23 protein-coding genes and 1 pseudogene are annotated in these 23,916 nt (G+C 40.1%); 14 read left to right on the forward strand and 10 right to left on the reverse strand.

Annotated elements, in window-relative coordinates; translation table 11 throughout:
• Positions 1-77: 77 nt before the first annotated feature.
• The 8 genes from ASF86_RS12555 (at position 78) to ASF86_RS12590 (ending at position 6,952) form a co-directional block, all read left to right on the forward strand.
• Positions 78-908, forward strand: coding sequence for an inositol monophosphatase family protein (locus ASF86_RS12555; protein ID WP_005038449.1), 831 nt, complete (start codon positions 78-80; stop codon positions 906-908).
• A gap of 405 nt (positions 909-1,313) precedes the next feature.
• Complete coding sequence (locus tag ASF86_RS12560) at positions 1,314-3,299, forward strand: DEAD/DEAH box helicase (RefSeq protein WP_005038451.1); 1,986 nt, start codon at positions 1,314-1,316, stop codon at positions 3,297-3,299.
• Positions 3,300-3,407: 108 nt separating this feature from the next.
• Complete coding sequence (locus ASF86_RS12565) at positions 3,408-3,617, forward strand: hypothetical protein (protein WP_026057109.1); 210 nt, start codon at positions 3,408-3,410, stop codon at positions 3,615-3,617.
• Between the two features lie 90 nt (positions 3,618-3,707).
• Positions 3,708-4,526: an ABC transporter ATP-binding protein gene (locus tag ASF86_RS12570; RefSeq protein WP_005043907.1), complete on the forward strand. Its 819-nt coding sequence runs from the start codon at positions 3,708-3,710 to the stop codon at positions 4,524-4,526.
• Positions 4,523-5,302, forward strand: coding sequence for a lipid asymmetry maintenance ABC transporter permease subunit MlaE (mlaE, locus tag ASF86_RS12575; RefSeq protein ID WP_017388296.1), 780 nt, complete (start codon positions 4,523-4,525; stop codon positions 5,300-5,302). Before ASF86_RS12570 ends, mlaE begins: the two co-directional genes overlap by 4 nt.
• Entirely contained in the window at positions 5,302-5,985 is a 684-nt protein-coding gene (locus tag ASF86_RS12580) for an outer membrane lipid asymmetry maintenance protein MlaD (protein ID WP_005038457.1), read from the forward strand. The genes mlaE and ASF86_RS12580 overlap by 1 nt, the downstream gene beginning before the upstream one ends.
• 26 nt (positions 5,986-6,011) lie before the next feature.
• Positions 6,012-6,653: a phospholipid-binding protein MlaC gene (locus ASF86_RS12585; protein ID WP_005038459.1), complete on the forward strand. Its 642-nt coding sequence runs from the start codon at positions 6,012-6,014 to the stop codon at positions 6,651-6,653.
• Between the two features lie 11 nt (positions 6,654-6,664).
• Positions 6,665-6,952, forward strand: coding sequence for a lipid asymmetry maintenance protein MlaB (locus ASF86_RS12590; RefSeq protein WP_017390219.1), 288 nt, complete (start codon positions 6,665-6,667; stop codon positions 6,950-6,952).
• 72 nt (positions 6,953-7,024) lie between these two features.
• On the opposite strand, the gene ASF86_RS12595 is transcribed toward ASF86_RS12590, so the two are convergent.
• A complete protein-coding gene (locus ASF86_RS12595) occupies positions 7,025-8,038 on the reverse strand; it encodes a magnesium and cobalt transport protein CorA (protein ID WP_004639553.1) in 1,014 nt (337 codons plus the stop codon).
• 158 nt (positions 8,039-8,196) lie between these two features.
• On the opposite strand from ASF86_RS12595, the gene ASF86_RS12600 reads away from it, so the two are divergent.
• Entirely contained in the window at positions 8,197-8,778 is a 582-nt protein-coding gene (locus ASF86_RS12600; RefSeq protein WP_056482599.1) for a TIGR00730 family Rossman fold protein, read from the forward strand.
• A 13-nt stretch (positions 8,779-8,791) separates the two neighbouring features.
• Positions 8,792-9,190: an NUDIX hydrolase gene (locus ASF86_RS12605; protein ID WP_005038468.1), complete on the forward strand. Its 399-nt coding sequence runs from the start codon at positions 8,792-8,794 to the stop codon at positions 9,188-9,190.
• A 5-nt stretch (positions 9,191-9,195) separates the two neighbouring features.
• Here the strand turns inward: ASF86_RS12605 and ASF86_RS12610 are convergent, their stop codons facing one another.
• Entirely contained in the window at positions 9,196-9,825 is a 630-nt protein-coding gene (locus ASF86_RS12610) for a ComF family protein (protein WP_056482602.1), read from the reverse strand.
• Positions 9,818-11,863, reverse strand: a complete 2,046-nt coding sequence (recG, locus tag ASF86_RS12615) for an ATP-dependent DNA helicase RecG (RefSeq protein ID WP_056482605.1) — start codon at positions 11,861-11,863, stop codon at positions 9,818-9,820. The genes ASF86_RS12610 and recG overlap by 8 nt, the downstream gene beginning before the upstream one ends.
• A 20-nt stretch (positions 11,864-11,883) precedes the next feature.
• On the opposite strand from recG, the gene ASF86_RS12620 reads away from it, so the two are divergent.
• Complete coding sequence (locus ASF86_RS12620; protein ID WP_056482608.1) at positions 11,884-12,699, forward strand: NAD(P)H-binding protein; 816 nt, start codon at positions 11,884-11,886, stop codon at positions 12,697-12,699.
• Between the two features lie 79 nt (positions 12,700-12,778).
• Entirely contained in the window at positions 12,779-13,762 is a 984-nt protein-coding gene (locus ASF86_RS12625) for a putative solute-binding protein (protein WP_081407701.1), read from the forward strand.
• A 46-nt stretch (positions 13,763-13,808) separates the two neighbouring features.
• On the opposite strand, the gene plsB is transcribed toward ASF86_RS12625, so the two are convergent.
• Positions 13,809-16,373 carry a glycerol-3-phosphate 1-O-acyltransferase PlsB gene (gene plsB / locus ASF86_RS12630; RefSeq protein WP_005043879.1) on the reverse strand — a complete coding sequence of 855 codons (2,565 nt, stop codon included), beginning with the start codon at positions 16,371-16,373 and terminating at the stop codon, positions 13,809-13,811.
• Positions 16,374-16,649: 276 nt separating this feature from the next.
• Here plsB and ASF86_RS12635 point away from each other — a divergent pair, with 276 nt between their 5' ends.
• A complete protein-coding gene (locus tag ASF86_RS12635; protein WP_003653674.1) occupies positions 16,650-17,522 on the forward strand; it encodes an acyl-CoA thioesterase in 873 nt (290 codons plus the stop codon).
• Positions 17,523-17,631: 109 nt separating this feature from the next.
• Positions 17,632-18,897, forward strand: a complete 1,266-nt coding sequence (locus ASF86_RS12640) for a dicarboxylate/amino acid:cation symporter (RefSeq protein ID WP_035359955.1) — start codon at positions 17,632-17,634, stop codon at positions 18,895-18,897.
• Between the two features lie 48 nt (positions 18,898-18,945).
• Here the strand turns inward: ASF86_RS12640 and ASF86_RS12645 are convergent, their stop codons facing one another.
• From ASF86_RS12645 to ASF86_RS12665, 6 genes and pseudogenes are all read right to left on the reverse strand, one after another.
• The gene (locus ASF86_RS12645) at positions 18,946-19,896 is read right to left on the reverse strand and encodes a metal-dependent hydrolase (RefSeq protein ID WP_080027834.1); all 951 of its coding nucleotides are present in this window, start codon (positions 19,894-19,896) and stop codon (positions 18,946-18,948) included.
• 123 nt (positions 19,897-20,019) lie between these two features.
• On the reverse strand, positions 20,020-20,796 hold the full coding sequence (gene yihA, locus ASF86_RS12650) for a ribosome biogenesis GTP-binding protein YihA/YsxC (protein ID WP_056482614.1): 777 nt from the start codon (positions 20,794-20,796) through the stop codon (positions 20,020-20,022).
• A 100-nt stretch (positions 20,797-20,896) separates the two neighbouring features.
• Positions 20,897-21,334, reverse strand: coding sequence for an RrF2 family transcriptional regulator (locus ASF86_RS12655; protein ID WP_056482617.1), 438 nt, complete (start codon positions 21,332-21,334; stop codon positions 20,897-20,899).
• Between the two features lie 87 nt (positions 21,335-21,421).
• Entirely contained in the window at positions 21,422-22,186 is a 765-nt protein-coding gene (locus ASF86_RS12660; protein ID WP_056482620.1) for a globin domain-containing protein, read from the reverse strand.
• A 2-nt stretch (positions 22,187-22,188) separates the two neighbouring features.
• Positions 22,189-22,301 (reverse strand): annotated as a pseudogene (locus ASF86_RS20275) (hypothetical protein); the annotation flags it as partial.
• A gap of 28 nt (positions 22,302-22,329) precedes the next feature.
• Positions 22,330-23,877 carry a helicase HerA-like domain-containing protein gene (locus ASF86_RS12665; protein WP_056482623.1) on the reverse strand — a complete coding sequence of 516 codons (1,548 nt, stop codon included), beginning with the start codon at positions 23,875-23,877 and terminating at the stop codon, positions 22,330-22,332.
• Positions 23,878-23,916 lie beyond the last annotated feature (39 nt).

Below are 23,916 nucleotides of genomic sequence, written 5' to 3' on the forward strand. Positions count from 1 at the left end.
CATATATTTGCTAAAATATCTGCGCTTTTATGCATTATTCTTTGTCAAAATCTTCAAATTTGTCTAGTGGGTGTTCAATGGAACCTATGGTGGTTATGGCTGCGCGTGCGGCTCAAACAGTTGGTCAAGAGCTTTTAAAAGCGCATCAAAATCGTCATAAACTCGATTTACAAGTTGAAGAGAAAGGCATTGATGGCCCGGTAACACGTGTAGATCGTTATTTAGAACAATTAGCGATTGATACGTTACGTAAAAGTTATAAGAACCATAGCTTCTTAGGTGAAGAGTTTGGTTTGCAAGAAGGCAAAGGCCATGATGCAGAGTGGTGCTGGGTAATTGACCCGCTTGATGGCACACAAAACTTTATTAATGGTTTCCCTCATTTCTGTATTTCTATTGCAGTTCAACATAAAGGTGTTACTCAACACGGCGTAATCTACGATCCAGTACGTGATGAGTTATTCTCTGCTAGCCGTGGTCGCGGTGCAGTTATGAATCAACGCCGTATTCGTGTAAATGTAAAAGATAGTTTAGAAAATACATTCTTGGCAGTAGGCCATCCTTACCGTGCTAAACGTGCTGGCGAAATCGTATCTTACGCAGAGCAGCATTTCGCATCATTATTAGCGGTTACTGAAGCAGGTGCACAAATCCGTCGTGGCGGTTCAGCTGCTCTAGATTTAGCGTATGTAGCTGCCGGTCGTTTTGATGGTTTCTTTGAGCTTGGTTTAAAGCCATGGGATATTGCTGCTGGTGAGCTTATTCTTAAAGAAGCAGGCGGTGTGGTTGTTGACGCGCGTGGCGGTAATAACTCATTTGAAAATGGTCAAGTACTCGCATGTTCGCTTAAGTTGTTAAAACCTTTAATGCAAACTGTTGTTCCAGCTTGGGATAAAGCTGCAAAATAATTTAGCGTATTATAAATAAAACCCTCTTTAATCAGAGGGTTTTGTGTTTTAAGTAAAGAGTAAATTAAATTAATTCAAGAAATATAGATAAAGTTGATTAAAACACATGACTTTTAATTTATTTCTGCTATAATCCGCCAACGCACTTAAATTTCCGTTCATTACCTGAACATTCTGTTCTATTCATTGTAAGCGCACGCTGTCCATAGAGAGGACCATTTCTTGCGCCCCGATCGCTCAGCGATTCTTCAGGTTCGGCCGTAATCAAGCGTGCGTTTAGTCCACATCGTCGTTACTCGGATTGCTGCTGAATAAAAGTTTTCAGCTAATTTTGCTTTGCCGCTTTTTGCCGATGTCTATTTTGTATTTATTAAAAATGGAGCACCCACAAGGGTGAAACTCTCTATGAGCAAATCTTTTGCCGAATTTTCTTTGCATGAAACCTTACAACAAGCGCTTGAAGGTTTAGGTTTTACTACCCCGACTGCTGTGCAAGAACAAGCAATTCCTGCTGCTTTAGAAGGTAAAGACCTTCTCGTATCAAGCCAAACTGGTTCTGGTAAAACTGCAGCATTCTTACTCCCAACATTAAATGCTTTAGCTGGTCAAGAGTCTGTTGTACCGTTCAAAGACCGTATGAAAGCAGTGACTCAACCGAATATTTTGGTAATTTCACCAACTCGTGAATTGGCACAGCAAGTAAGTCAAGATGCAATTGCACTTGTACGTCACATGAAAGGTGTTCGTATTGCTGCCATTATGGGCGGTATGCCATTTGCAAAACAAATTCAACAATTAAAAGGCGCGCAAGTTGTTGTTGCAACACCTGGTCGTTTACTTGACTTGGTGAATCGTCGTCAAATTAAATTAGATCAAGTAGATGCTTTAATCGTTGATGAAGCGGACCGTATGCTTGACCTAGGTTTCTCTGAAGACTTAGAAGCAATTAGCGAATTAGCAGCTAACCGTAAACAAACATTAATGTTCTCTGCAACATTTGCCGATCGTATCATTCGTCTTGCATCATGCATGATGAAAGATCCTATGCGTATCGCAATTGAAACAGGTCATTCAACCAATACAGATATTACGCAAACATTGCATTGGACTGATGGCTTCGAACATAAGAAAAAATTACTTACACATTGGTTAAGTGATGAAAACTTAGATCAAGCTGTTGTTTTTGCTAGCACGCAAGAAGATACAGATATGTTGGCAGAAGAACTTGCTGAAGCGGGTCATTCTGTTGTTGCACTTCATGGTGCAATGCCGCAAACAGTTCGTAACCGTCGTTTACGTAGTATTCGTGAAGGTCGTGCAAAAATCCTAGTTGCAACTGACGTTGCTGCTCGTGGTCTTGACGTTCCGACTATTTCTCACGTAATTAACTTCGGTCTTCCGATGAAGCATGAAGATTATGTACACCGTATTGGTCGTACTGGTCGTGCTGGTCGTACTGGTCAAGCAATTACTTTAGCGACTTATCGTGAACGCGGTAAGATTCGTGCACTTGAAGAATATTTAGAAGCACGTTTGAGTGTTTCTGAAATTGAAGGCTTAGAGCCATCTCCACCTCCTGCTCGTTCAGGTCGTGATGGCGGTGGTCGTGGCCGTAGTGGTAATGGCGGCGGTGGTCGTGATGGTCGTCGTAGTGGCGGCGGTGGTTTTGGTGGTGGTCGTCGTTTTGAAGGCGAAAGCAACTTTAAACGCCGTGAAGGTGGTCGTGATGACCGTCCACGTCGTAGCTTCGATGATAAACCACGTGGTGAACGTCCAGCGTTCGGCGGTGAAGATCGTCCGCGTCGCGAATTCAATTCAGACCGTCCACGTCGTGAAGGTGGTTTTGAAGATCGTCCACGTCGTGAGTTCACTTCAGATCGTCCACGTCGCGAAGGTGGTTTCAATGATAAACCGCGTTTTGAATCGAATGATGACAACCGTGGTAATCGCGTAGATTATAAACCACGTCGTGAAGGTGGTTTTGGTGACCGTCCAAAACGTAGCTTTGGTGGTGAAGATCGCCCACGTCGTAGTTTTGATGATAAACCACGCGGTGAGCGTCCAGCGTTTGGTGGTGAAGATCGTCCACGTCGTAGTTTTGATGACAAACCACGTGGTGAGCGTCCAGCGTTCGGCGGTGGTGATGATCGTCCAAAACGTAGCTTTGGTGGTGAAGATCGTCCGCGTCGTAGCTTCGATGATAAACCACGTGGTGAGCGTCCAGCGTTTGGCGGTGAAGATCGTCCGCGTCGTAGTTTTGATGACAAACCACGTGGTGAACGTCCAGCGTTTGGCGGTGGTGATGATCGTCCAAAACGTAGCTTTGGTGGTGAAGATCGTCCGCGTCGTAGCTTCGATGATAAACCACCGCGTCGTAAATTCGACCGCTAATCAATATTTAGTTTGAAAAAAAAGGCCAGTAAAAATACTGGCCTTTTTTATTTTTCAGTTTTGTTATAAACTAACAAAATGTGAATTGGTTCAATTTTTTATTCAATAATGCGTAAAAGTAAGCGAAAAGAAACAATAATGGCACAATTGAAGAACCTTTTGGTTCAGCATGGTTTGCCTTATCTCTTTATTGCACTCGTTTTGTGTAATGGTGTTTACTTCGCCTACGCTTTTACAAATGGAAGTTCTGTTGAGCAATTCCAAGCTTCTGAATTGACCTCTTTTTACGAACATACCTCTTCTATTTCTATAAAATAAGTTAGATTTGCTTTTGTTAAAATTACAACAAGTTTGCTAATTTTCAGTGTTATAGTATGCGTGCATAAAAGTGCAGGAATGATTGCCATTATGAATAATAAAACTCCTCTCTCAACTCAACCACTTATTGAAGTGAAAAACTTGAGTTTTAATCGAGGGGAACGCGTCATTTATGACAATATTAGTTTAAATATACGTCGAGGCCAGATTACGGCCATTATGGGACCTTCTGGTACAGGTAAAACAACTTTATTACGTCTGATTGGTGGACAGCTCGTTCCAGATCAGGGGGAAGTTTTACTCGACACAAAAGATATTGCCAAAATGTCTCGTCAGGAACTTTTTTCCGCCCGTGCACGTATGGGAATGTTATTTCAGAGTGGAGCTTTATTTACGGATATGTCCGTTTATGAAAATGTGGCGTTTCCAATTCGAGCGCACACAAAGCTTCCTGAAAATCTCATTGCTGAACTGGTTGCATTAAAACTTGAATCGGTGGGTCTACGTGGTTCTGAACAATTAATGCCGACAGAACTTTCAGGTGGTATGAATCGTCGTGTAGCGTTGGCTCGCGCGATTGCACTTGATCCAGATTTAATCATGTACGATGAACCTTTTGCTGGTCAAGATCCGATTGTAAAAGGTGTTTTAACACGTTTAATCCGTTCGTTAAGAGAAGCTTTGGATTTAACAACAATTATTGTTTCGCATGATGTCGCAGAAACATTATCGATTGCTGACTACATTTATGTGGTAGCAGAAGGAAAAATTCAGGGTGAGGGTACACCTGAAGATTTGCAAAAATATGCTTCTCCATTTGTACACCAATTCTTAACAGGTTCGGCAGAAGGACCGGTTGAATATCAATTTAGTCCTCAAGCCTATTTAAATAACGAGGTTCGTCCATGAATACGATTGCCTGGTTAGGTAGACTCGTTATTGAGCGGATTCGAGGCATTGGTGCTGCGGCACTAATGCTCTTGCAGATTATTTTTTCATTTCCTACCAAGGGTGGTTTTGGTCGTTTTGGTTACCAAATGCACCGCGTAGGTGTGATGTCCTTACTTATTATTACCGTTTCTGGTTTGTTTATTGGTGCGGTTCTTGGCTTGCAGATGTATAGCATTTTGGTTACTTTCGGTGCTGAGTCGATGTTGGGTACAGCGATTTCGTTAACCCTACTCCGTGAGCTTGCTTCTGTGGTTGCTGCATTGCTATTTGCAGGACGGGCCGGTTCTGCATTGACTGCCGAAATTGGTTCAATGAAGCAAAGCGAACAGCTTGCCAGTATGGAAATGATCGGGGTTGACCCTTTAAAGCAAATCGTATCACCACGTCTTTGGGCAGGTATAGTCAGTTTGCCAATGTTAACTGTGATATTTGCTGCGATTGGTATTATTGGTGGCAAGATGGTCGGTGTTGACTTTTTGGGTGCTGATGAAGGCTCCTTCTGGAGTGGTATGCAAAATACAGTGCGTTTCTGGCATGACATTTTCAATGGCACGATTATTAAAAGTATTGTTTTTGCTTTGATTTGTACATGGGTCGCTGTTTATCAAGGCTATGCCTGTGATCCGACACCAGAAGGCATTGCAACGGCAATGACTCGGACGGTTGTGTATTCTTCATTATGTGTTTTAGGTTTTGATTTCGTGTTGACTGCGGTCATGTTCGGAGGGATTTAATGAAATCACGTAGTAGTGAACTGGCCGTTGGTATCTTTGTTATTATCTTCGGTATTGCGTTGTTTTTTTTAGCGATGAAAGTCAGTGGTCTTGTCGGTACGAACTTAAGTGATAGTTATACCATGAAGGCTCAGTTTGATAACGTCAATGGTCTAAAGCCTCGTGCTAAAGTAACAATGAGTGGTGTTACAATTGGTCGTGTTGATTCGATTACGCTTGATCCGGTTACGCGTTTGGCTACCGTAACATTTGGTTTAGATGGAAAGTTGACAAGTTTCAATCCTGAACAATTAAAAGAAGTTCAGAAAAATGCACTGGAAGAGTTACGTTATAGCTCAGATTATACTCAGGCTTCTCCAGAGCAACAAAAAGCAATGGAACAGCAACTGACCAGTAACATGACCTCCATCACAAGTATTGATGAAGATGCTTATATAATGGTAGCAACGAATGGTTTGTTGGGTGAAAAATATTTGAAAGTTGTACCTGGTGGTGGTGTGAACTACCTGAAACGAGGTGACACGATTTCAAACACTCAAGGAACTATGGATTTAGAAGATTTAATTAGTAAATTTATTACTGGTGGCGGGGCTGGTAAAGTTGCTGCCGGTTCAGGCTCAACAGAAGCAGATGCTCCTGCAAGCACTAATAAAGATAGTGCACAAGCATCATTTGTTGAGTAAAAGATTATTTGAAGGAGTGGTTCCTGGTGAATACGTTGTTTAAACAAACCCTGACAGCAAGTCTTTTGTCTACCATGATTGCAGGTACAGCTTTTGCTGCGCCTTCAGAAGCACCACCTGATTTTATCAAGCGTGTTGCTGATGGTTTGATTGCTCGTTTAAAAGCTGATCATGCTAAATTGCAAGCAAACCCTGCTTTAGTGAAGGCTATCGTACGTCAGAATTTAGACCCGTATGTTGATTCACAAGCATTTACACGTATTGTAATGGGTACTTATGCGACTAATCAGTATAGTACAGCTGCACAACGTGCTCAGTTTGAAACAAACTTCCGTAATACGTTAATTGAAAATTACGGTAGTGCATTTGCTAAGTATACGAACCAAAGCTATACAATGCGTCCTTATAAAGCAACTGCGGGCAAAAACCCAGTAGTGACATTGGACTTTAATCACAATGGTGAAAAAATTCCTGTGTCTTTCCAGTTAGCTGATAAGGGTACTCAGTGGAAAATCCGTAATATCAATGTTTCTGGTATTGATTTAGGATTACAGTTCCGTAATCAGTTTGCTGCAACTGTGAAGCGTAATGGTGGCGATTTAAATAAAGCAATTGCAACCTTCCAACCTGATGCAGATGCTGCTGTTAATCAGAATAAACAGAAATAAGTAGGTGAATAGTGGTTCAGTATCTCAACCAACAATTGGTTGTTTCGGGAAAAATTGATTTTCAAAATGCCGAACAACAGTATAAAGCTGGGTTAGATATCATTAAGAAGCAACAAAGCTTTCCTTTAGTGGTAGATTTAACACAGCTTGAGCATGGTAGTACCTTGGCATTGGCTGTTTTAGTTCAATGGCTACGTGTTACTCCGCAGAATACTGGTTTACATTTTAAAAATGTACCCGAAAAAATGCTGAAGATTATTCAAGCCTGCCATTTGCAGGAAGATCTACATCTGATTTGATCTGTAAAATATAAAAAAGCACCTAAATATAGGTGCTTTTTTATGCTTGGAATTAGCATTTTATTACAAAGCTTAGATCCATTTTTTCCAGCGGAAGTAAATAATAGGACCAATAAAGAAGCCCATAATAATGAGTAAAACAATAAAGAAACTAGTCGTACCATGTGCAAAAGGTAGCACATCTGTGTTCATACCATAGATACTGGCAATGAGCATCGGAGGAGCCAACATACTTGGTAAAATCGAGAATCGACGGATCGTGTCATTCTGCTCGGTATTAATGAATCCAGACGTTGTATCAAGCAAGAATCGTACTTTTTGGAATAAGAAGGCATCATGTTCTACGAGTGAGCGAACATCTTCACTAAGTTCTCGAATATCTGCATCGTAAATATGACTGCCTAATGCACGTGGACGTGATAAAAAAGTAAGTACACGTCGCAAATCAATTAAACAGAGCTGCGCTTTTCCTAGCATATCTTCTTGTTGAGCTAGTCGCGTAATCATATCGTCAAGATCTAGAATTTGTTCACGCTGGTGGTTATTTAGAACTTCAGTGGAGTATTTTTCTAAATCTTTGTGGATATCTTCTAAGATATCCGCAAGTTCATCAAGCTTTGCCTCAAGAAGGCCTAATAAAATCCATGTTGGATCTTTATAGTCCATGTCATAGTCATTTCGACGAGCGCGTGCACGGAAGGCACGAAAGGCAACTAATTTTTCTCCCCGCATCGTAAAGAGACGGTCTTTATGTAAGATAAATGCGACCGTTTGCACCATCGCTAAAATGTGTGATGAATCTTCTGCATCACCATCAACTTGATAATTTTTATTTTTCGTTAAAAAATAGGTGCTGATATGCAAAATACCGTCATCATCACGGTAAAATCGTGCTGAGGATGAAATATCTTCAAGCGACTTTAGTGTGGGTAAGTTTTGATCATAGGCATCTAAGACCCATTGTTGCTCTTCTTGCGAGGGGGCAATAAGATCAAGCCAGACTAATTCGGGATGTAGATCAAATCCACCATTGATGGTGGCATCTTCCAGACTTCCGCGTTCTGTGGCATAAAAGGCTTCAAGCATGTGTCTTTTTTCCTCACGCAGTCTGATGGAAATGGATGGGTGTATTTTAGACAAGGATTTGCCGAAAAACACTTGCTAATACGCTATTTTGCAAAAAAAAACTTTATCAATAGTTTAGTTTGTCAGCATGACAGTTCAATAAAACGGTTTTTTACACTATGAATTCAATTTGTATTTTCTGTGGTTCATCTCTTGGTTCAAACCCAATTTTCCAACAAGTTGCCCAAACTACAGGCGAGGCTATTGCAAAACAAGGTAAGACCTTGGTTTATGGTGGTGGTCGCTCAGGCTTAATGGGCGTTGTCGCTGATAGTGCCTTACGGGCAGGTGGACAAGTCATTGGAGTAATACCTCGTGCTTTGGTCGATCGTGAGTTAGCTCATCCGGGCTTAACCAAATTATATGTTGTCGAAAATATGCATGAGCGTAAGACCAAAATGGCAGATCTTTCAGATGGCTTTATTGCTTTACCTGGTGGTGCGGGTACATTGGAAGAAATCTTTGAACAATGGACGTGGGCGCAATTAGGTATTCATCAAAAGCCATGTGCTTTCTTAAATGTAGCTGGCTTTTATGAAGATTTACTTAAAATGATTCAAGGAACGGTAGATAATGGATTTAGCCAAGCACGATTCGTTGATAAATTGATCGCATCAGACAACGTTGAAAATATTCTTCAACAATTTGAACAATATCAGGCTCCTGCTCCAAAATGGGCAAATGCTGATGTACAGCCATAAAGAGGTTAAATAGGTGAAAACAATTACGGTCGCTGCTGCAGTGATCTTGAACGAGCAAAATCAGTTATTGCTCGTAAGAAAGCGTAATACCCATGCTTTTATGCAAGTGGGTGGTAAGCTGGAACCCAATGAGGCGCCAGAGATCACCATGCAGCGAGAAATTTTAGAAGAAGTTGGAAGTTCTTGTGTAATTGAGCAATTTCTTGGTCGTTTTGAAACAGCAGCGGCGAATGAACCAGATCATATTCTGGTCAGTCATTTATATCTGGTTCAACTCGATCAGGCTCCTAAAATTGCTGCTGAAATTGCAGAAATGAAATGGGTTGATTTGAATGATTCAGAAACTCACCTCGCACCATTAACCCGTGAAATTGTTATTCCTTGGTGTGAGCAGCATTTATCTACGGTTTAATCATCTTAGCTCGTTAAAGTTGCCGCTAAACAGGCGGCATGAATGGTTGTACATCCTAATTGCTTTAATACCTGACTAAGGGCATAAATTGAACTTCCGGTGGTAACGACATCATCAATAATCAGAACACGGCGATAACGCCGTTTTTCTTGAGTAAATGCAATGAATTGTTGTTCGATGTTCTCAAAGCGTTCCAGTCGAGAAAGCCCTTTTTGTGAATGCTCAGCAAGGCGTTGCACTGGCTGCCAAATAGGTATTTTTAATTGCTTGTTTAAGATATTTGCGAGTAACAGTGACTGATTGAAACCACGTTCAATTAAGCGTTGATTCGAAATCGGCATAGGTACAATAGCTTGTACCTTAGGAAATTTTAATTGTTTTAAAATTTCACCTAACAAGATTTGATAATGTAATTTTTGTTCATATTTAAACTGCTGAATGATCCGATTGATTGGATATGCATAATCACAGGCCACAAGAACTGATTGATCATTACGTTGAATTATTTGTTTAAGCCAGGGTAACTGTTCCCAACAGTCTTTACAGAGCGAATGTTTTTCTCGTACACCTGACTCACACAACAAGCACGGTGAGAGCGAGTGGATAAGATGCTGCGGATTTAAGAAACTAAACATACGCGTAGCGAGGCGCTTCTGGAAGCCAACGTTTTAACAGTGCATCTGCTTGTTCTGGATAATCTTTTAACACTTGCTGAGCTACATAATGAGCTTGACTCAGTAAGTGGTCATCTCGCTCTAAACGAGCAACTCTAAAACCCATATCTCCAGTTTGTTTAGTACCTAGTAATTCACCCGGCCCGCGTAACTCAAGATCTTTTTCTGCAATCACAAAGCCATCATTACTTTCTCTTAAAATAGAAAGTCTCTCTTGGCCATTTTGTGAAAGAGGTGTTTTGTATAAAAGTACGCAAAAGCTGGCTTGAGCTCCTCGACCTACACGACCACGTAATTGGTGTAACTGAGAAAGTCCTAAACGCTCGGCATTTTCAATCACCATAATAGAGGAGTTGGGAACATCTACTCCAACTTCAATGACTGTCGTTGCAATAAGAAGCTGTAATTCATTATTCTTAAACGCTTGCATGACCGCTTGCTTTTCATCGGCTTTCATTTTGCCATGCACTAAGCCAATATTGAGCTCAGGAAAGCGCTCTTTCATTTCTTGATAAGTTGCTTCTGCTGCTTGAGCATCTAAAGTCTCAGACTGTTCGACCAGTGTACATACCCAATATGCCTGTTTTCCATCTCTACAATTCGAAGCAATTCGTTGAAGTACTTCTTCACGACGATCAAGAGGAATCGTAACGGTTTGAATTGGAGTACGGCCTGGAGGCAACTCATCAATAATTGATGTGTCTAAGTCGCCATACGCACTCATTGCTAGTGTTCGTGGAATAGGGGTGGCTGTCATGACGAGTTGGTGTGGGGTGAACTGCTCAGCACCTTTATTACGCAGAGCTAAGCGCTGATCTACGCCAAAACGATGCTGTTCATCAATAATCACTAGACCTAATTTTGCAAATCCAACGGTATCTTGAAATAACGCATGTGTACCAATAATAAGTTCAGCATGACCTTCTTTAATTTGCTGCTCTGCTTGTGCGCGAGCTTTACCTTTTTGTTTTCCAGACAACCATGCAACAGTAATGCCTAAGGGTTCAAACCAACGCTTAAAATTTAAGTAGTGCTGTTCTGCAAGAATTTCAGTAGGAGCCATTAATGCAACTTGCCAATCAGCTTCTAAAGCATGGCAAGCGGCTACAGCGGCAACCAAGGTCTTTCCAGCGCCTACATCGCCTTGCACTAATCGAAGCATTGGTTGGTTCTGCTTCAAATCATTCAAAATTTCTTTAGATACACGTTTTTGTGCATTGGTCATTTGAAAAGGTAAAGCTTCTAATAGTTTTTTGGCTAATATTTTGCTGCTTGAAAAAGCAGGAGACGCAATTTGGCGAATATAAGCACGTCGATTAAGTAAACTAATTTGGTGTGCAACCAACTCTTCAAAAATAAGCCGTTGCTGTGCGGGGTGTGAACCTTGAGCCAATTGGACCATATTGGCATCAACTGGAGGCTCATGAATGTAATACAAAGCCTCTTTAAGCGCATAGCCATTGGTATATTGTTTTGGGAGTAGCTCTGGTAAGGCATCACTATGATGCTTTAAAGCTTGTTTTACATATTCGCGCAGTTTGGGTTGGGTTAGTCCATCTGTACTGGGATAAATTGCTGTAAGCTGGGTCTTGGGTAGGGGAGTATGGTCATTAATGAGTTGAATTTCAGGATGATACATCTCAAGGCCGCGAGCACCTACGCGAACTTCACCAAAAATACGTAAGCGATGACCTGGTTTTATTTTGTCAGTCAGGTTTTTATAAATATGATAAAAGCGTAAGGTGACTTTACCGAATTCATCTTGAACCAAGGCTGCCATAGATTTTCGTTTTCCCGGAGGGAAATCAATTGATCTGACCTCACCTTCGAGTAAATAGCTACGCCCAACCACAAGTTGATTCATTGCAATAATCGTACTGCGGTCTTCATAATCACGTGGCAGATGAAACAGTAAATCATCTGTGGTAAAAATATTTAGTTTTTCGAGCAGGGCTGCTGAAGCCGATCCAACGCCTTGTAACTGATGGACTGAAGTCATGTCCCCTCAACGAGTTTTCTATGCATATATTATTTATCGGTTATGGTAAAACATCTCAGCGTGTTGCTAAACAACTATTTGAGAAAGAACATCAAATTACCACAATCAGCCGTAGTGTAAAAACAGATAGTTACGCAACCCATCTTGTTCAAGATATCTTTAAACTCGATTTAAGTAAAATTGAACCTGTAGATGTTGTATATATTTTACTTTCTCCAAACGAGAGTACGGTTGAGGGCTATCAGCATACTTATGTAGATAGTATTGAACCCATTCGAGAAGCATTAAAACCACATCCAGTCAAAAAAATAATCGTAGTCTCTTCTACGCGGGTATATGGTGAAAATGCAGGGGAGATCATTGATGATTTTAGTGAAATTCAACTAAGCGATGCACAAGGCCATATCTTACGTAATATGGAGTTGCTTTGGCAGAAGCATTATCCAAACCAATGTGTAATTGTTCGTCCTACAGGTATTTATGGAACTTCCGTTGCCCGTTTGAAGAAAATGGCTGAAAATAGTCAGAGTTATCCAAATATTCATTATAGTAATCGAATACACATTGATGATTTAGCAAGATTCTTAGCCTATATGGCCGACTATGAAACTCATCAAGCGAGCTATATTGTGACTAATAACCAACCATTGCCTTTGCATGAAGTTATCGTGTGGTTCCAAAAACAATTGGGATTACCAGAGTTAACTTTAGAATCAAACCAAATCTCAGGTAAAAGAATTTATGCTAAACATTTGCTTCAAACAGGTTTTCAATTAGAGCACCCAATTTGCTTTAATGACTATTTATTATGTTTAAATGTTCATAGTACTAAATAAAATTTTGATTAAACTTTAAATAAGAATAGAAATACCTGATGAGGCAGCCAAATTGCCGATAAAGATAAAAAGGTTGAAAGTGAAAAAAATTTGCTTAGCTCTTATTTTGAGCTTAACAGCTGTCGCGAGTTGGGCAGAGGATCAGGTGTGGTGTGCATATGATCCGATTGGCTCCCAAGGGGATATCACACGTCGTTTAAATGACATTCGGTTATATGCCCAGCAATATCAAGTCAAATTTAAAGTGGTTACCTATCAAAAGGAACAACAGGCCATACAAGCATTTGACGAGGGTAAATGTTCAGGTTTAGCGGCATCTAATTTTAATACTTATCGTTATAACCAATTTATGGGGAGCACCGCAGGTATTGGGCTTATTCCTAATAATCGTACTGCTAAAAACTTATTACAGCTTTTGAATCATCCAACCGTCGAGAAAAGGTTAATTTCTAAGGACTATGAAGCTGTAGGGATGATTCCAATTGGCACTGCCTATATGGTCCTAAAAAATAAGAAAATCTCTAGAGTTGCTCAATTAAGAAATCAGCGTATTGGGGTGTTACCAAACAATCCACCACAACAGGCATTGGTACGAAGTGTGGGTGGTCAGCCAGTTTATGTTGATTTATCTAATGCGATTGTTCAGTTTAAACAAGACAAAATCGATATTGTTCCTGCCCCTATATATGGACTATTACCATATAACTTACAAAAAGAATTTGGACCAGATGTCCAAGTCATTAACTTTCCTTTGGCATATTTCGGCGTCAATTTAATTATTAAACCACAAGCTTATCCTGCTAATTTTGGCCGAAAAATTCGAGGATGGTTTGTTCAAAACAGCCAATTACTGACTAACCGTGCGACCCAGTGGGAAAACCATTTACCTGCCTATTACTGGGTAGATGTCTCTTTTTATGAAAAGCAGAGCTATGACGTTATGGTTGCAAAAATACGCAATCAGTACGTACTTTCAGGTTATTACGATGCTTATTTTGTTCAACTTATGAAGCGTCTGCGTTGCATGGATGATCCACGCTATTTTGAATGTCCAACTCGCTAATAAAATAAAAGGCAACTTTCGTTGCCTTTTATTTTGACTAAAAATCTTAAGATTTTTTACGTTTTAAACGTCTTTTTGCTTGTTGAGATGCCATAGCTTCAAGCGCATCTTTTAACTCTTCGTCGGTAAAGGTCGTGATGTGTTGCAACATTTGTAAGGTTACTTCATCAAGAACTAATTGTGCACCCGCAGCCATTTGACGGAAATTATCATCAAACTCAATTTGACCTTGGTCATTGGTTCGAATGTAATTTTGCTGTGTAAGTACTTTTAAGAAGCTTTGAAATAAAGCTTTGTCGAAGAACTCTGGCGAGTTAAATTCATATAGAACTGACAAACGTTGTCCGAGTAAATGACTTAATTCTTCAACCTGTTTAGCAGAAATATTACCCGAACCACGTTGAGTAATTAGCGCAAGCGTCATGTAGTAACGCTCAAGGCTTTGCTTAACAGGAGTAGCTAAAACAACAAGCTGATTATGCTCTTCAGTATTTGGTGCAGAGCTAATCAAGTTACCTTCATCGTCTTGTTGAATAAGTTTTGATTGAACCAATGCATCTGCATATTGCTCAATTTGTTCTTTAAGCTCGCTACTCTTCCATTTAAGGAATAACTCTGCCTTCAAGAATGGATACAGGGTATAGATGACATTGGTTAAATCTGAACGGCTGATTTTTCCATTGTGTTCAACAAGTGATGCAACCAATGACGGTAAAACAAAGGCGTGCAAAATGTTATTACGGAAATAGGTCAGAAGAACGGCTTGATTATCTTCAATCGCAATAATATCGCCGAGCGCATGCTGAACTCGTTTAATGAGTTTAAGCTTTAAACCATAGGCAATAATTTCTTTACCAGAAAGTGGCGTTACTTCCATACGTTGGTCATATGGGAAGTTTGATGCCAGATTGCGGTAAGCTTCAAGCTGCTTAATACAGATTTCTTCATCAAGCGTATGCTTTGGAGTTGCAAGCAAAATAATAGAAAGTAAAGAGACAGGGTTAATCACCACAGCTCGGTTAATATTTTCTAAAATTGCATGTGCAGAGCTATTTACTGCATCTGAAACCGCTTGAGGGATTGGGTCGTCATTTTTCTCGATATAGACATTTTCTGCATTATGTTGCTTAAGCAGATCATCAAGAAAAACAGGCTCACCAAAGTTCACATGGACTTTACCGAAAATACGTTCAATTTTTCGTAAGGTTTTTACAATACCAAAAATTGATTCGGCTTCTTTCGGTTTACCTTGCATTTCGCCCACGTAGGTCGAGCCTTCCATTAGTCGTTCATAACCAATATAAGTTGGTAAGAAGACGATAGGTTTAGCACGGCCACGTAAATGGCTGTGAACTGTCATGGCAAGCATACCCGTTTTAGGCGGTAATAGGCGTCCTGTACGTGAACGTCCACCTTCAATAAAGTATTCAAGAGGGGTGTTGCGTGACAAAATACTATATAAATATTCTTTAAATACCGTTGTATAAAGGCCATTTCCACGGAAAGAGCGACGAATAAAGAATGCGCCACCTCCACGTAAAAGTTGCCCTACAAATGGTAGATTTAAGTTATCACCAGCAGCAATATACGGAACCATTAAGCCACGTTTATAAATCACATAGGATAATAATAAATAGTCAATGTGACTGCGGTGGCAAGGTGTATAAACCACTTCATAATCTTTTGCCAGTTCACGAACAGTGCTGAAGTTATGCACTTCTACGCCGTCATAAAGCTGGGTCCATAAGCGCGTTAAGGCAAGATCGGCAAAGCGTACAGCTGAGTGAGAATAATCAGATACGACTTCATTCACATAACCAATCGCACGACGTTCAGCTTCGAGCATACTGACTTTTCCGCGAATACTTTCACGGCGGATCGCTTCTTGCACATCGCGAGATTTTACAACTGACTGCATGACATTACGGCGATCCGATAAATCGGGGCCTAAGACCACTTCACGTTGACGATCTAAGTAATCATTTAACGTACTTACAATATATGTAGCTGGTGAAAGGTTTGGATAATGCTGTTGTGCATATTCAACCAGTTCACGTAGCGATTGCGGTTCATGAAATTCTAAATACGATTGGCGACCATGCAGGCCAATGTTGACCAATTGCTTAACGGTGCTCGGTGTAGCCCATGTATCTGAAAATAAAAGCTTAAACCAAGAATCTTCTTTATCTGGTGTACGGCCCCATAAAACGGTAACCGGAACAAGCTCTATATCAAGTTCAGGATTTTCTTGTAAGACTTCAATTAATTTTAGTAAGCGTGGTGGAAAAGCATGAGGAGGAGGATTCAGTAAATTATTTTCATCATTGTGCTGTAAAAATAAAACCGATGCTTTTTCCTGATGAGTACCAACGACTAATGGGTCTAACGCAGGTTTTAAATTTAAACGACGCGTTTCTCCATCAACCACCAAAGCATTGCTTCGAGAATGGTTTTGTAAGACATAGCACACCACTTTCTGGCGGTCAGTCTTTGCTTCTGTTTCTGATACTGGTTCAGTAGGAACTTCCCCAAGAACATGTGGTGTTACCACGAGGTCAAGTAGTTTACTCGAAAGCCGACGATACATTTGACCAAACCCACTCTTGGACATAAGAACTCCTACTTCTTAAAGACAAATCCCAGCACCAAATGCGGAGGGTAATTATTTTGAGGCATTTGTTGAAAAAAACAATATGCTAATAGCGTATAAATTATAATGCTTTTGGCATATTTTATCGTTAAAAATCGTATTTTTAGCTGTTATATGAGCAATGTTCGTCATAAGTTGACTGATTGTTCCATGTTCAAATAGTTTTTTATGGCACAATAGATTCTACACACCTGTCCTTTAATACGATTTTTTACCTGAAATATGAAGGTATCTCTCATGAATGCGCTAACCCAAGAACTAGTCGAGCTTCTCACTTTAGAAAAGCTAGAAGAAAATATTTACCGTGGCATGAGCCGTAATCTTGTCGGTAAACGTGTCTTTGGTGGACAGGTTTTGGGTCAGGCTTTACGTGCAGCATCTTATACAACTGATCGCCCAGCGCATTCTTTGCATGCATACTTTTTATATGGCGGCGATATTAATGCCCCTATTATCTATGAAGTAGACCGTTTACGGGATGGGAAGAGCTTTGTAAGTCGTCAAGTCCGTGCAATTCAGCATGGGCGAGTAATATTTTCAGCGATGGTTTCTTTTGCCAACCCAGAAGAAGGTTTGAACTATCAACATCAAGAACCTGAGTATCCTGCACCAGAAACGCTTAAATCTGAAAATGAACTGAAACAGGGTATTCTAAACTTTGTACCTGAAAATGTTCGTGCTAGTTTCATGCGTGAGCGTCATGTAGAAATTCGTCCAATTGATCCGGTAAATCCATTTCAGCCGCAACCAGAAGCTCCATATAATGCGCACTACATCCGCACGCATGACCGTATTCCAAAACAATTAGATGATATTGCTCTGCATCAAGCGATTGTTGCCTTTTATTCAGACTTTACTTTAATGACAACGGCTTTAAGACCGCATGGGCTGAGTTATATTTCTCCAAGTTTGCAATGTGCAAGCATTGATCATGCGATTTATTTCCATCGTCCACTGCGTGCGGATGAGTGGATGTTGTATGACATGGAAGCCACAGTGAGCGCGGCTTCTCGCGGTTTAAACTTCGGTCGTATGTGGCAAAATGGTCAGCTTGTATGCAGTACAGTACAAGAGGGTTTAATCCGTTTGCGGGAAATTGAAACGCAATAGATTCCTCGAAAAAGCCATCTAAGCAGATGGCTTTTTTCTTTTTAATGGGATCGATGTGACAAAAAATTGCTCGAATGAAAAGCAAGCTCATGTCATATTGTAAAAAGGTATGCCAACTGAAAAAAATAATGCTGATATGAACTTAAATACACAAATTCTGATTGCCGCCATTTTAGGTTTAGCCTTTGGTTTCCTACTCACAATGTATCCAGACACTGCTTTTGTAAAGCATAGTTTATATGGGCTTGGAATACTAAGTAGTGTTTTTATTGGGCTCCTTAAAATGCTTTTGGTACCTTTAATTTTTAGTTCGATTGTTGTAGGTGTATCCAATCTACAGGCAGGCGGACAGTTAGGGCCAGTCTGGAAAATCACATTTTTATGCTGTTTAACTACAACCACTTTAGCCTTAATTTTAGGCATCAGTTGTGCTCATTTATTTGAAGTTGGACGTGGCATAGATATTTCTATTTTCCAGACATCTATGCAAAATTATCAAGCACCAGATAGTTTAAACCCTGCAAGTTTTTTCACTAATTTTATTCAAAATACTTTAATTAACCCATTTAAAGCGTTTAGTGATGGTAACGTTTTAGCTGTCGTAGTCTTTGCTTTATTCGTCGGTGTCGCTTTGGTGCAGGGTGGGGAACGTTTCAAAAGTATTCGTTTATTGAGTCACCAGTTCTTTGAAATGATGATGCTGCTGGTTGGCTGGGTGATGAAATTAGCGCCGTTGGGTATTTTTGCTTTGTTAGCAAAGTTAATGGCAACAGAAGATATTTCAGTATTAAGTCGTTTGGCTGAGTTCGCGGTCGTTGTAACGGGTACAACTATTTTTCATGGTGCTGTTGTTTTACCACTACTGCTTTGGATTTTTGGTCGTATGAGTCCGTGGACCTTTTTTAAAGGGACTCGTACAGCACTGATTACAGCCTTTGCAACCAGTTCTAGCTCTGCCACTATGCCGCTTAGTATGAAGTGTGCGCAAGAAAACTTAGGCGTGCGCCCGCAAACAGCAGGATTTGTTATTCCATTAGGCACACAGTTAAACATGGATGGTACTGCACTATATGAAGCGGCAGCTGCATTGTTTGTGGCAAATTTGGTGGGTCTAGATTTAAACCTGACACAACAAATTATTGTGTGCTTAACAGCAATGATTGCATCACTCGGTGCGCCAGGAATACCTAGCGCGGGCATGGTCACTATGATTATGGTTTTACAGTCTGTGGGTTTGCCCGCTGAGGCAATTGCAATTTTACTTCCGATTGACCGTTTGTTAGATACAGTCAGAACAGTGGTAAATGTGCAGGGCGATATGATGATTAGTGTGGTTGTAGACCGTTATACGAAAGATAAAGATATCAGTGTCTAACTATCCATAGATCAAAAAAAGCAGGATTTTAAATCCTGCTTTTTTATTTTAAGCAGCTTGAAGTTCTGCTCTTTTTGCTGCTGGAGATTGCGATAAATAGCTAACCGCATCTTCAGTGCTGCCTTCTTTGACTGGATCATACCAAGGCATGAGGTAATCAATTTGCTGGGCAATAAGCCAGAGTGGGTTTGGTAAAACCTGATTATCTTTTCGGCTGATTTTGTACCACTCTAAAGTAACCCACACTGGAAAAAATCTAGATTTGGCTGCATCTGCAAAACGTGGATCTTGTTTCATAATATGTGCAGCGCCATCTACCCATAATCCAAGTACAAGTGTGATAACAGCAAGACTCATATAGTAACGTGGAATATAACCGCCACCAAGATGACGATATAAATCAAAGGCAACCGTGCGGTGTTCAATCTCTTCTGAACCGTGCCATTTAACCAGATCCACCATTTCTGGATCTGCGCCTAGTTCTTCCCATCTCTCGTTATATAACGCATATTTACCCAACACGCAGGTCATATGCTCAACAGTTGCAATAACTCCTAAACGGAATAAATCCCACTGTTTTTCTAAAATTTTTGGAACTTCTCTATCAAAAGGTTTATCTGCCAAAGCGATAGTAAATAGATAATTCATGATGTCCAGATTTCTCTGGATATCAATATTACGTGCGCTTAAATATTCTTTGTTTGCAGAAGTGTGAGCATTGGCATGCATAGCTTCCTGACGGATAAATGCCTGTACATCCTGCTTGAGTTTTTCATCTGTGATTTGCGGTAAAACCTTATTATACAAACGGCAAAACCAGAACTCTCCAGCGGGTAAGATATTATTAATTTCATTAATAAAATAACTTGCGAAAGGCTGATTAGGAATCCAGTCGACAGGGGTATCTTTCCAGTCAAATTTTACTTTACGTGGAAGAATTTTATAATCAATAGAAGAGCCTAAAGCCTTGGCCTTCAAAAAAGATAACAATTTCATCATTTATTCCTGATTTTTAACTCGATGAAGTTATAACGAGTATAAAAAAAGCCCCTACATTTGTGTTTAGCAATAGGGGACAATTGAGTATAAATTTAATGAAGAAATTGTATCTGTGAGGATAATTTAGCTTTCAGCATCCTCATCTGTCGCTTCAGGGATTGAATCGACATCAAATTCTGGCTGTTGATCTAGCGTAAAATGCAGACGTCCACCCATAACACTTGCTAACTCTTCTAAGCCTATTTTGTTAAGTGAAGAGAAAAGCTGAATAGAAAAATCAAGCTTCATTTTTTTCAGCTGTTGCTTAACTTCTAGTAGAACTTTATTTGCAGGACCGCGATTAAGTTTGTCTGCTTTTGTTAATAGAATATGAACAAAGAGATGACGTGAATAAGCCCACTCTAGCATCATCATGTCGAAATGCTGTAGAGGATGGCGAATATCCATAAGTAATACTAAGCCTTGTAAGCTTTGGCGATGAATCAGATAGTTTTCTAATTCTTTTTGCCACACCCGTTTCATATCTTCGGGAACCGCTGCATAACCGTAACCTGGAAGGTCGACCAAGCGTTGATCAGGGTTACCTAGACTAAAAAAGTTAATCATCTGGGTACGGCCTGGCTTTTTAGAAGCGCGGGCAAGTTGTTTCTGATTGGTTAATGCATTAATCGCACTCGACTTACCAGCATTTGAGCGCCCTGCAAAAGCAATCTCGTAGCCGCTATCTTCAACACAAAGTGCCAATTTAGGTGCACTCATTAGAAACTCAGCTTGGCGTAACCAGTTTAGTGATTGCACAGCATAGGCTGTGATCGCCGGATCTGGTGCTTTTTCATAGCTGATCTTTTGCTTGGGTGCTAGTCTGGCTTTGGTGTCTTTCGATTTTTCACTACGACGCATAAAAAATAACTTTTTAGATGAGAGGGCTCGTGCCTAGTATAAAGGAGCTTGGTTATTCTTGCTAATTTTCAATAAATCTACTTATGAAAATCAATAGAAGTCAGATTTGTAAAAAGGCAATAGGAGAGTCAGGTGGGGCAGACTTTGACTGTTGCAAAACCTCTCCAAGCGTGTATTGGTCTAGACTTTGGTAAAAGCTTTCTAAAGCTTGGTCAAGAATACCTTTTAAACCACAGTGACTTCGCAATACACAAGGTGGCGTATTGCATTCAACGATTTGATTGTCACCCTGTAATATTCGAACAATTGAACCTAAATTTGAGTTAAGTGCATTTGGATTTAAGCGAATTCCACCGCCTTTTCCCCGAATGGTAATAATCCATTCCTGCTTACCCATAAAATGAACAACTTTAACCAGATGGTTTTGTGAAACATGCAAATCTTTCGCGATTTCTGCAATCGTGTAGGGTGCATCACTTGGGCGTGCAACATACATTAATAGTCGTAATGCATAATCGGTAAATTTATTAAGCTGCATGATCACCAAAAATGGAAGAGATTAAAAGGATGATCATCTTAGCCTGAAAGTCTAAATAAGAAAACTTTCAGGCAAGAGGTTTTTATATTAGAGCGTTAAAGGCGCTGAAACTTGAACTTGATCGCCAACTCTATAATGTTCAAGCAAGATGTTCGCTACTGAGAACTCTGTATGGTTTTCTTCAGGCTGAACTTCAAAATGATATGAGTTGTTTTCCTGAGCTTCTGTAAATTTAAAAGCTTTCGGTTGTTCAAGCTGCTCATCTGGAACTTGTACTTTAACCGAAATAAAAGCATTTGCAGGTCCGCTAAGTACATCTTCATGGTCAGTTGCTTTTAAGGTGAAACGTTTGCCAGATTCAAGAGGATCAATTTGAGTAATTTCAAATGAACGCCATCCAGCCCATCCACCATTTAAGTTTTTAAGTTGTTCATATTTTTGTTTTTCAACGCCAATTAGAATATCTGCCAATTGTAAATAAGCCTGTTTCCATGCCTCAATCAGTTCTGATTCAAATGGCACGTTGAGTACTTCACTAATTGAATGAAGTAAGTTGTCGCCAACAATTGCATATTGGTCTGGTTGAATATCTAAGCTCACATGTTTAGTCGTAATACGCTCAACTGCTTTCGCTAAAACAGTAGGGTTCTCAATATTTTCTGCATATGCAAGAACGGCAGCTGCAAGAGCACGAGGTTGACGTAAGCTAGTTTGGTCATCCAAATTGAAAACATTTTTTAATTCAGGATTGTTATTAAGCATACGCTTATAAAAGTATGTGGTCAGCGTAACGCCGTGTTCACGTAAAACAGGTACTGTAGATTTAACGAGTTCGATTTGTTGCGGAGTCATGGCTAGACCTTATTTATCTGGCTATATAAGATGTATTTAAAATACATCTTTAAAAAAACAATCGCAATAGATTTTTTATAAAAACCATAAAAAAAATAGGGAATATAAAATTCCCTATTTTAAAACTGATATATCGAAGAAAGTTATTTGCCAAATAGTGAACCAAGCAGGCCCCTTACTAATTTTTGACCTGTACTTCCTCCTAGACTGCGTGCAGCACTTTTTGCAAAAGTACCCACAATATCTTGCGTAAGCTTGGCTCGTTCACGTGCTGCTCGTTCTTCTTCTTTTTGCTGTTCACGTGCTAATCGCTCTTGTTCCTTTGCTTGCTGCTTTGCTAAAGTTTCTTGCTCTTTTTCTTGTTGTTTAGCAAGTTCGGTATTTTGTTGTTGTTGCTCACGTTCAGCGACTTTATTTTGTAGCATTTCATAAGCGCTATCACGATCTACAGCTTGTTCATAAATACCAGCAATAATACTTTTTGAGATTAGAGTTTGACGCTCTTCTGGAGTGATTGGTGTAAAAGCAGAGTAAGGAGGCATCACCCAGCCACGTTCTACAATTTGTGGCGTACCTTGTTCATCAAGACAACTAATTAGCGCCTCACCAACAGCCAGTTCGGTAATGGCTTCATCAACTTTAAAGTTTGGATTGGCACGGAAAGTATCTGCTGCGGTTTTTACTGCTTTTTGATCTTTAGGGGTAAATGCACGTAGCGCATGTTGAATGCGATTGCCAAGCTGACCGAGAACACTTTCTGGTAAATCGAGTGGATTCTGAGTAATAAAATAGATGCCAATACCTTTAGAGCGAATTAAGCGTACAACTTGCTCAATCTTTTCTTGTAATGCTTGACTGGCATTGTCAAATAATAAGTGAGCCTCATCAAAGAAAAACACGAGTTTTGGTTTGTCCATATCGCCAACTTCTGGAAGCTGTTCAAATAACTCCGAAAGCATCCATAACAAGAAGGTGGCATATAACTTAGGCGTATTCATGAGCTTGTCAGCAGCAAGAATATTGATATAACCATGTCCATTTGCATCGGTTTGTATAAAGTCCAGAATGTTTAAAGCCGGCTCACCAAAAAATTGTTCTCCACCTTGGTCGGCAAGAGCAAGCAAGTTACGCTGAATAGCACCTAAGCTAGCCGGAGATAAATTGCCATATTCTGCTTTAAACTCTGCTGCATGTTCACTAACGAAGGTGATCATGGCTTTTAGGTCTTTAAAGTCTACTAACAGTAGGCCCTGATCATCCGCAATTCGAAAAACTGCAGCTAATACACCTTCTTGAGTATCATTTAAATTGAGCATACGAGCCAATAAAATTGGCCCAATCTCAGAAATAGTAGTGCGAATAGGGTGGCCTTGTTGGCCGAACAGATCCCAGAAAACGACAGGGTTAGCAGCAAAAGGAACGCTATCAATCTGTAATAGTTTTAGACGTTCATTAAACTTATCTGAAGCCTCACCTGATTTTGCGAGACTCGAAACATCGCCTTTAGCATCGGCAAGAAATACAGGAACGCCGATTCGAGAGAAACTTTCTGCTAGAACTTTTAAAGTAACTGTTTTACCTGTACCTGTTGCACCTGCAATCAGGCCATGGCGGTTAGCAAACTGAGAAAGCAAAACAATTTCTTTTGATGTGTCATTAAGATTTTTAGCAATAACAATCGGTGTACCCATATATTTTTATCCTTTAGTTCGAGCCACTATAATGTTGTC

This window comes from Acinetobacter sp. Leaf130 (assembly GCF_001423205.1).
Lineage (GTDB): Bacteria > Pseudomonadota > Gammaproteobacteria > Pseudomonadales > Moraxellaceae > Acinetobacter > Acinetobacter calcoaceticus.

Excerpts from the sequence above, each read along its gene's own strand:
- ASF86_RS12600 (WP_056482599.1), top strand. The coding sequence starts at position 8,197 with ATGAATTCAATTTGTATTTTCTGTGGTTCATCTCTTGGTTCAAACCCA.
- mlaE (WP_017388296.1), top strand. The coding sequence starts at position 4,523 with ATGAATACGATTGCCTGGTTAGGTAGACTCGTTATTGAGCGGATTCGA.
- ASF86_RS12620 (WP_056482608.1), top strand. The coding sequence starts at position 11,884 with ATGCATATATTATTTATCGGTTATGGTAAAACATCTCAGCGTGTTGCT.
- ASF86_RS12565 (WP_026057109.1), top strand. The coding sequence starts at position 3,408 with ATGCGTAAAAGTAAGCGAAAAGAAACAATAATGGCACAATTGAAGAAC.
- ASF86_RS12595 (WP_004639553.1), bottom strand. The coding sequence starts at position 8,038 with ATGCTTGAAGCCTTTTATGCCACAGAACGCGGAAGTCTGGAAGATGCC.
- ASF86_RS12555 (WP_005038449.1), top strand. The coding sequence starts at position 78 with ATGGAACCTATGGTGGTTATGGCTGCGCGTGCGGCTCAAACAGTTGGT.
- ASF86_RS12640 (WP_035359955.1), top strand. The coding sequence starts at position 17,632 with ATGCCAACTGAAAAAAATAATGCTGATATGAACTTAAATACACAAATT.
- recG (WP_056482605.1), bottom strand. The coding sequence starts at position 11,863 with ATGACTTCAGTCCATCAGTTACAAGGCGTTGGATCGGCTTCAGCAGCC.
- ASF86_RS12635 (WP_003653674.1), top strand. The coding sequence starts at position 16,650 with ATGAATGCGCTAACCCAAGAACTAGTCGAGCTTCTCACTTTAGAAAAG.
- ASF86_RS12570 (WP_005043907.1), top strand. The coding sequence starts at position 3,708 with ATGAATAATAAAACTCCTCTCTCAACTCAACCACTTATTGAAGTGAAA.
- plsB (WP_005043879.1), bottom strand. The coding sequence starts at position 16,373 with ATGTCCAAGAGTGGGTTTGGTCAAATGTATCGTCGGCTTTCGAGTAAA.
- ASF86_RS12645 (WP_080027834.1), bottom strand. The coding sequence starts at position 19,896 with ATGATGAAATTGTTATCTTTTTTGAAGGCCAAGGCTTTAGGCTCTTCT.
- ASF86_RS12610 (WP_056482602.1), bottom strand. The coding sequence starts at position 9,825 with ATGTTTAGTTTCTTAAATCCGCAGCATCTTATCCACTCGCTCTCACCG.
- ASF86_RS12655 (WP_056482617.1), bottom strand. The coding sequence starts at position 21,334 with ATGCAGCTTAATAAATTTACCGATTATGCATTACGACTATTAATGTAT.
- ASF86_RS12665 (WP_056482623.1), bottom strand. The coding sequence starts at position 23,877 with ATGGGTACACCGATTGTTATTGCTAAAAATCTTAATGACACATCAAAA.
- ASF86_RS12580 (WP_005038457.1), top strand. The coding sequence starts at position 5,302 with ATGAAATCACGTAGTAGTGAACTGGCCGTTGGTATCTTTGTTATTATC.
- yihA (WP_056482614.1), bottom strand. The coding sequence starts at position 20,796 with ATGCGTCGTAGTGAAAAATCGAAAGACACCAAAGCCAGACTAGCACCC.
- ASF86_RS12660 (WP_056482620.1), bottom strand. The coding sequence starts at position 22,186 with ATGACTCCGCAACAAATCGAACTCGTTAAATCTACAGTACCTGTTTTA.
- ASF86_RS12560 (WP_005038451.1), top strand. The coding sequence starts at position 1,314 with ATGAGCAAATCTTTTGCCGAATTTTCTTTGCATGAAACCTTACAACAA.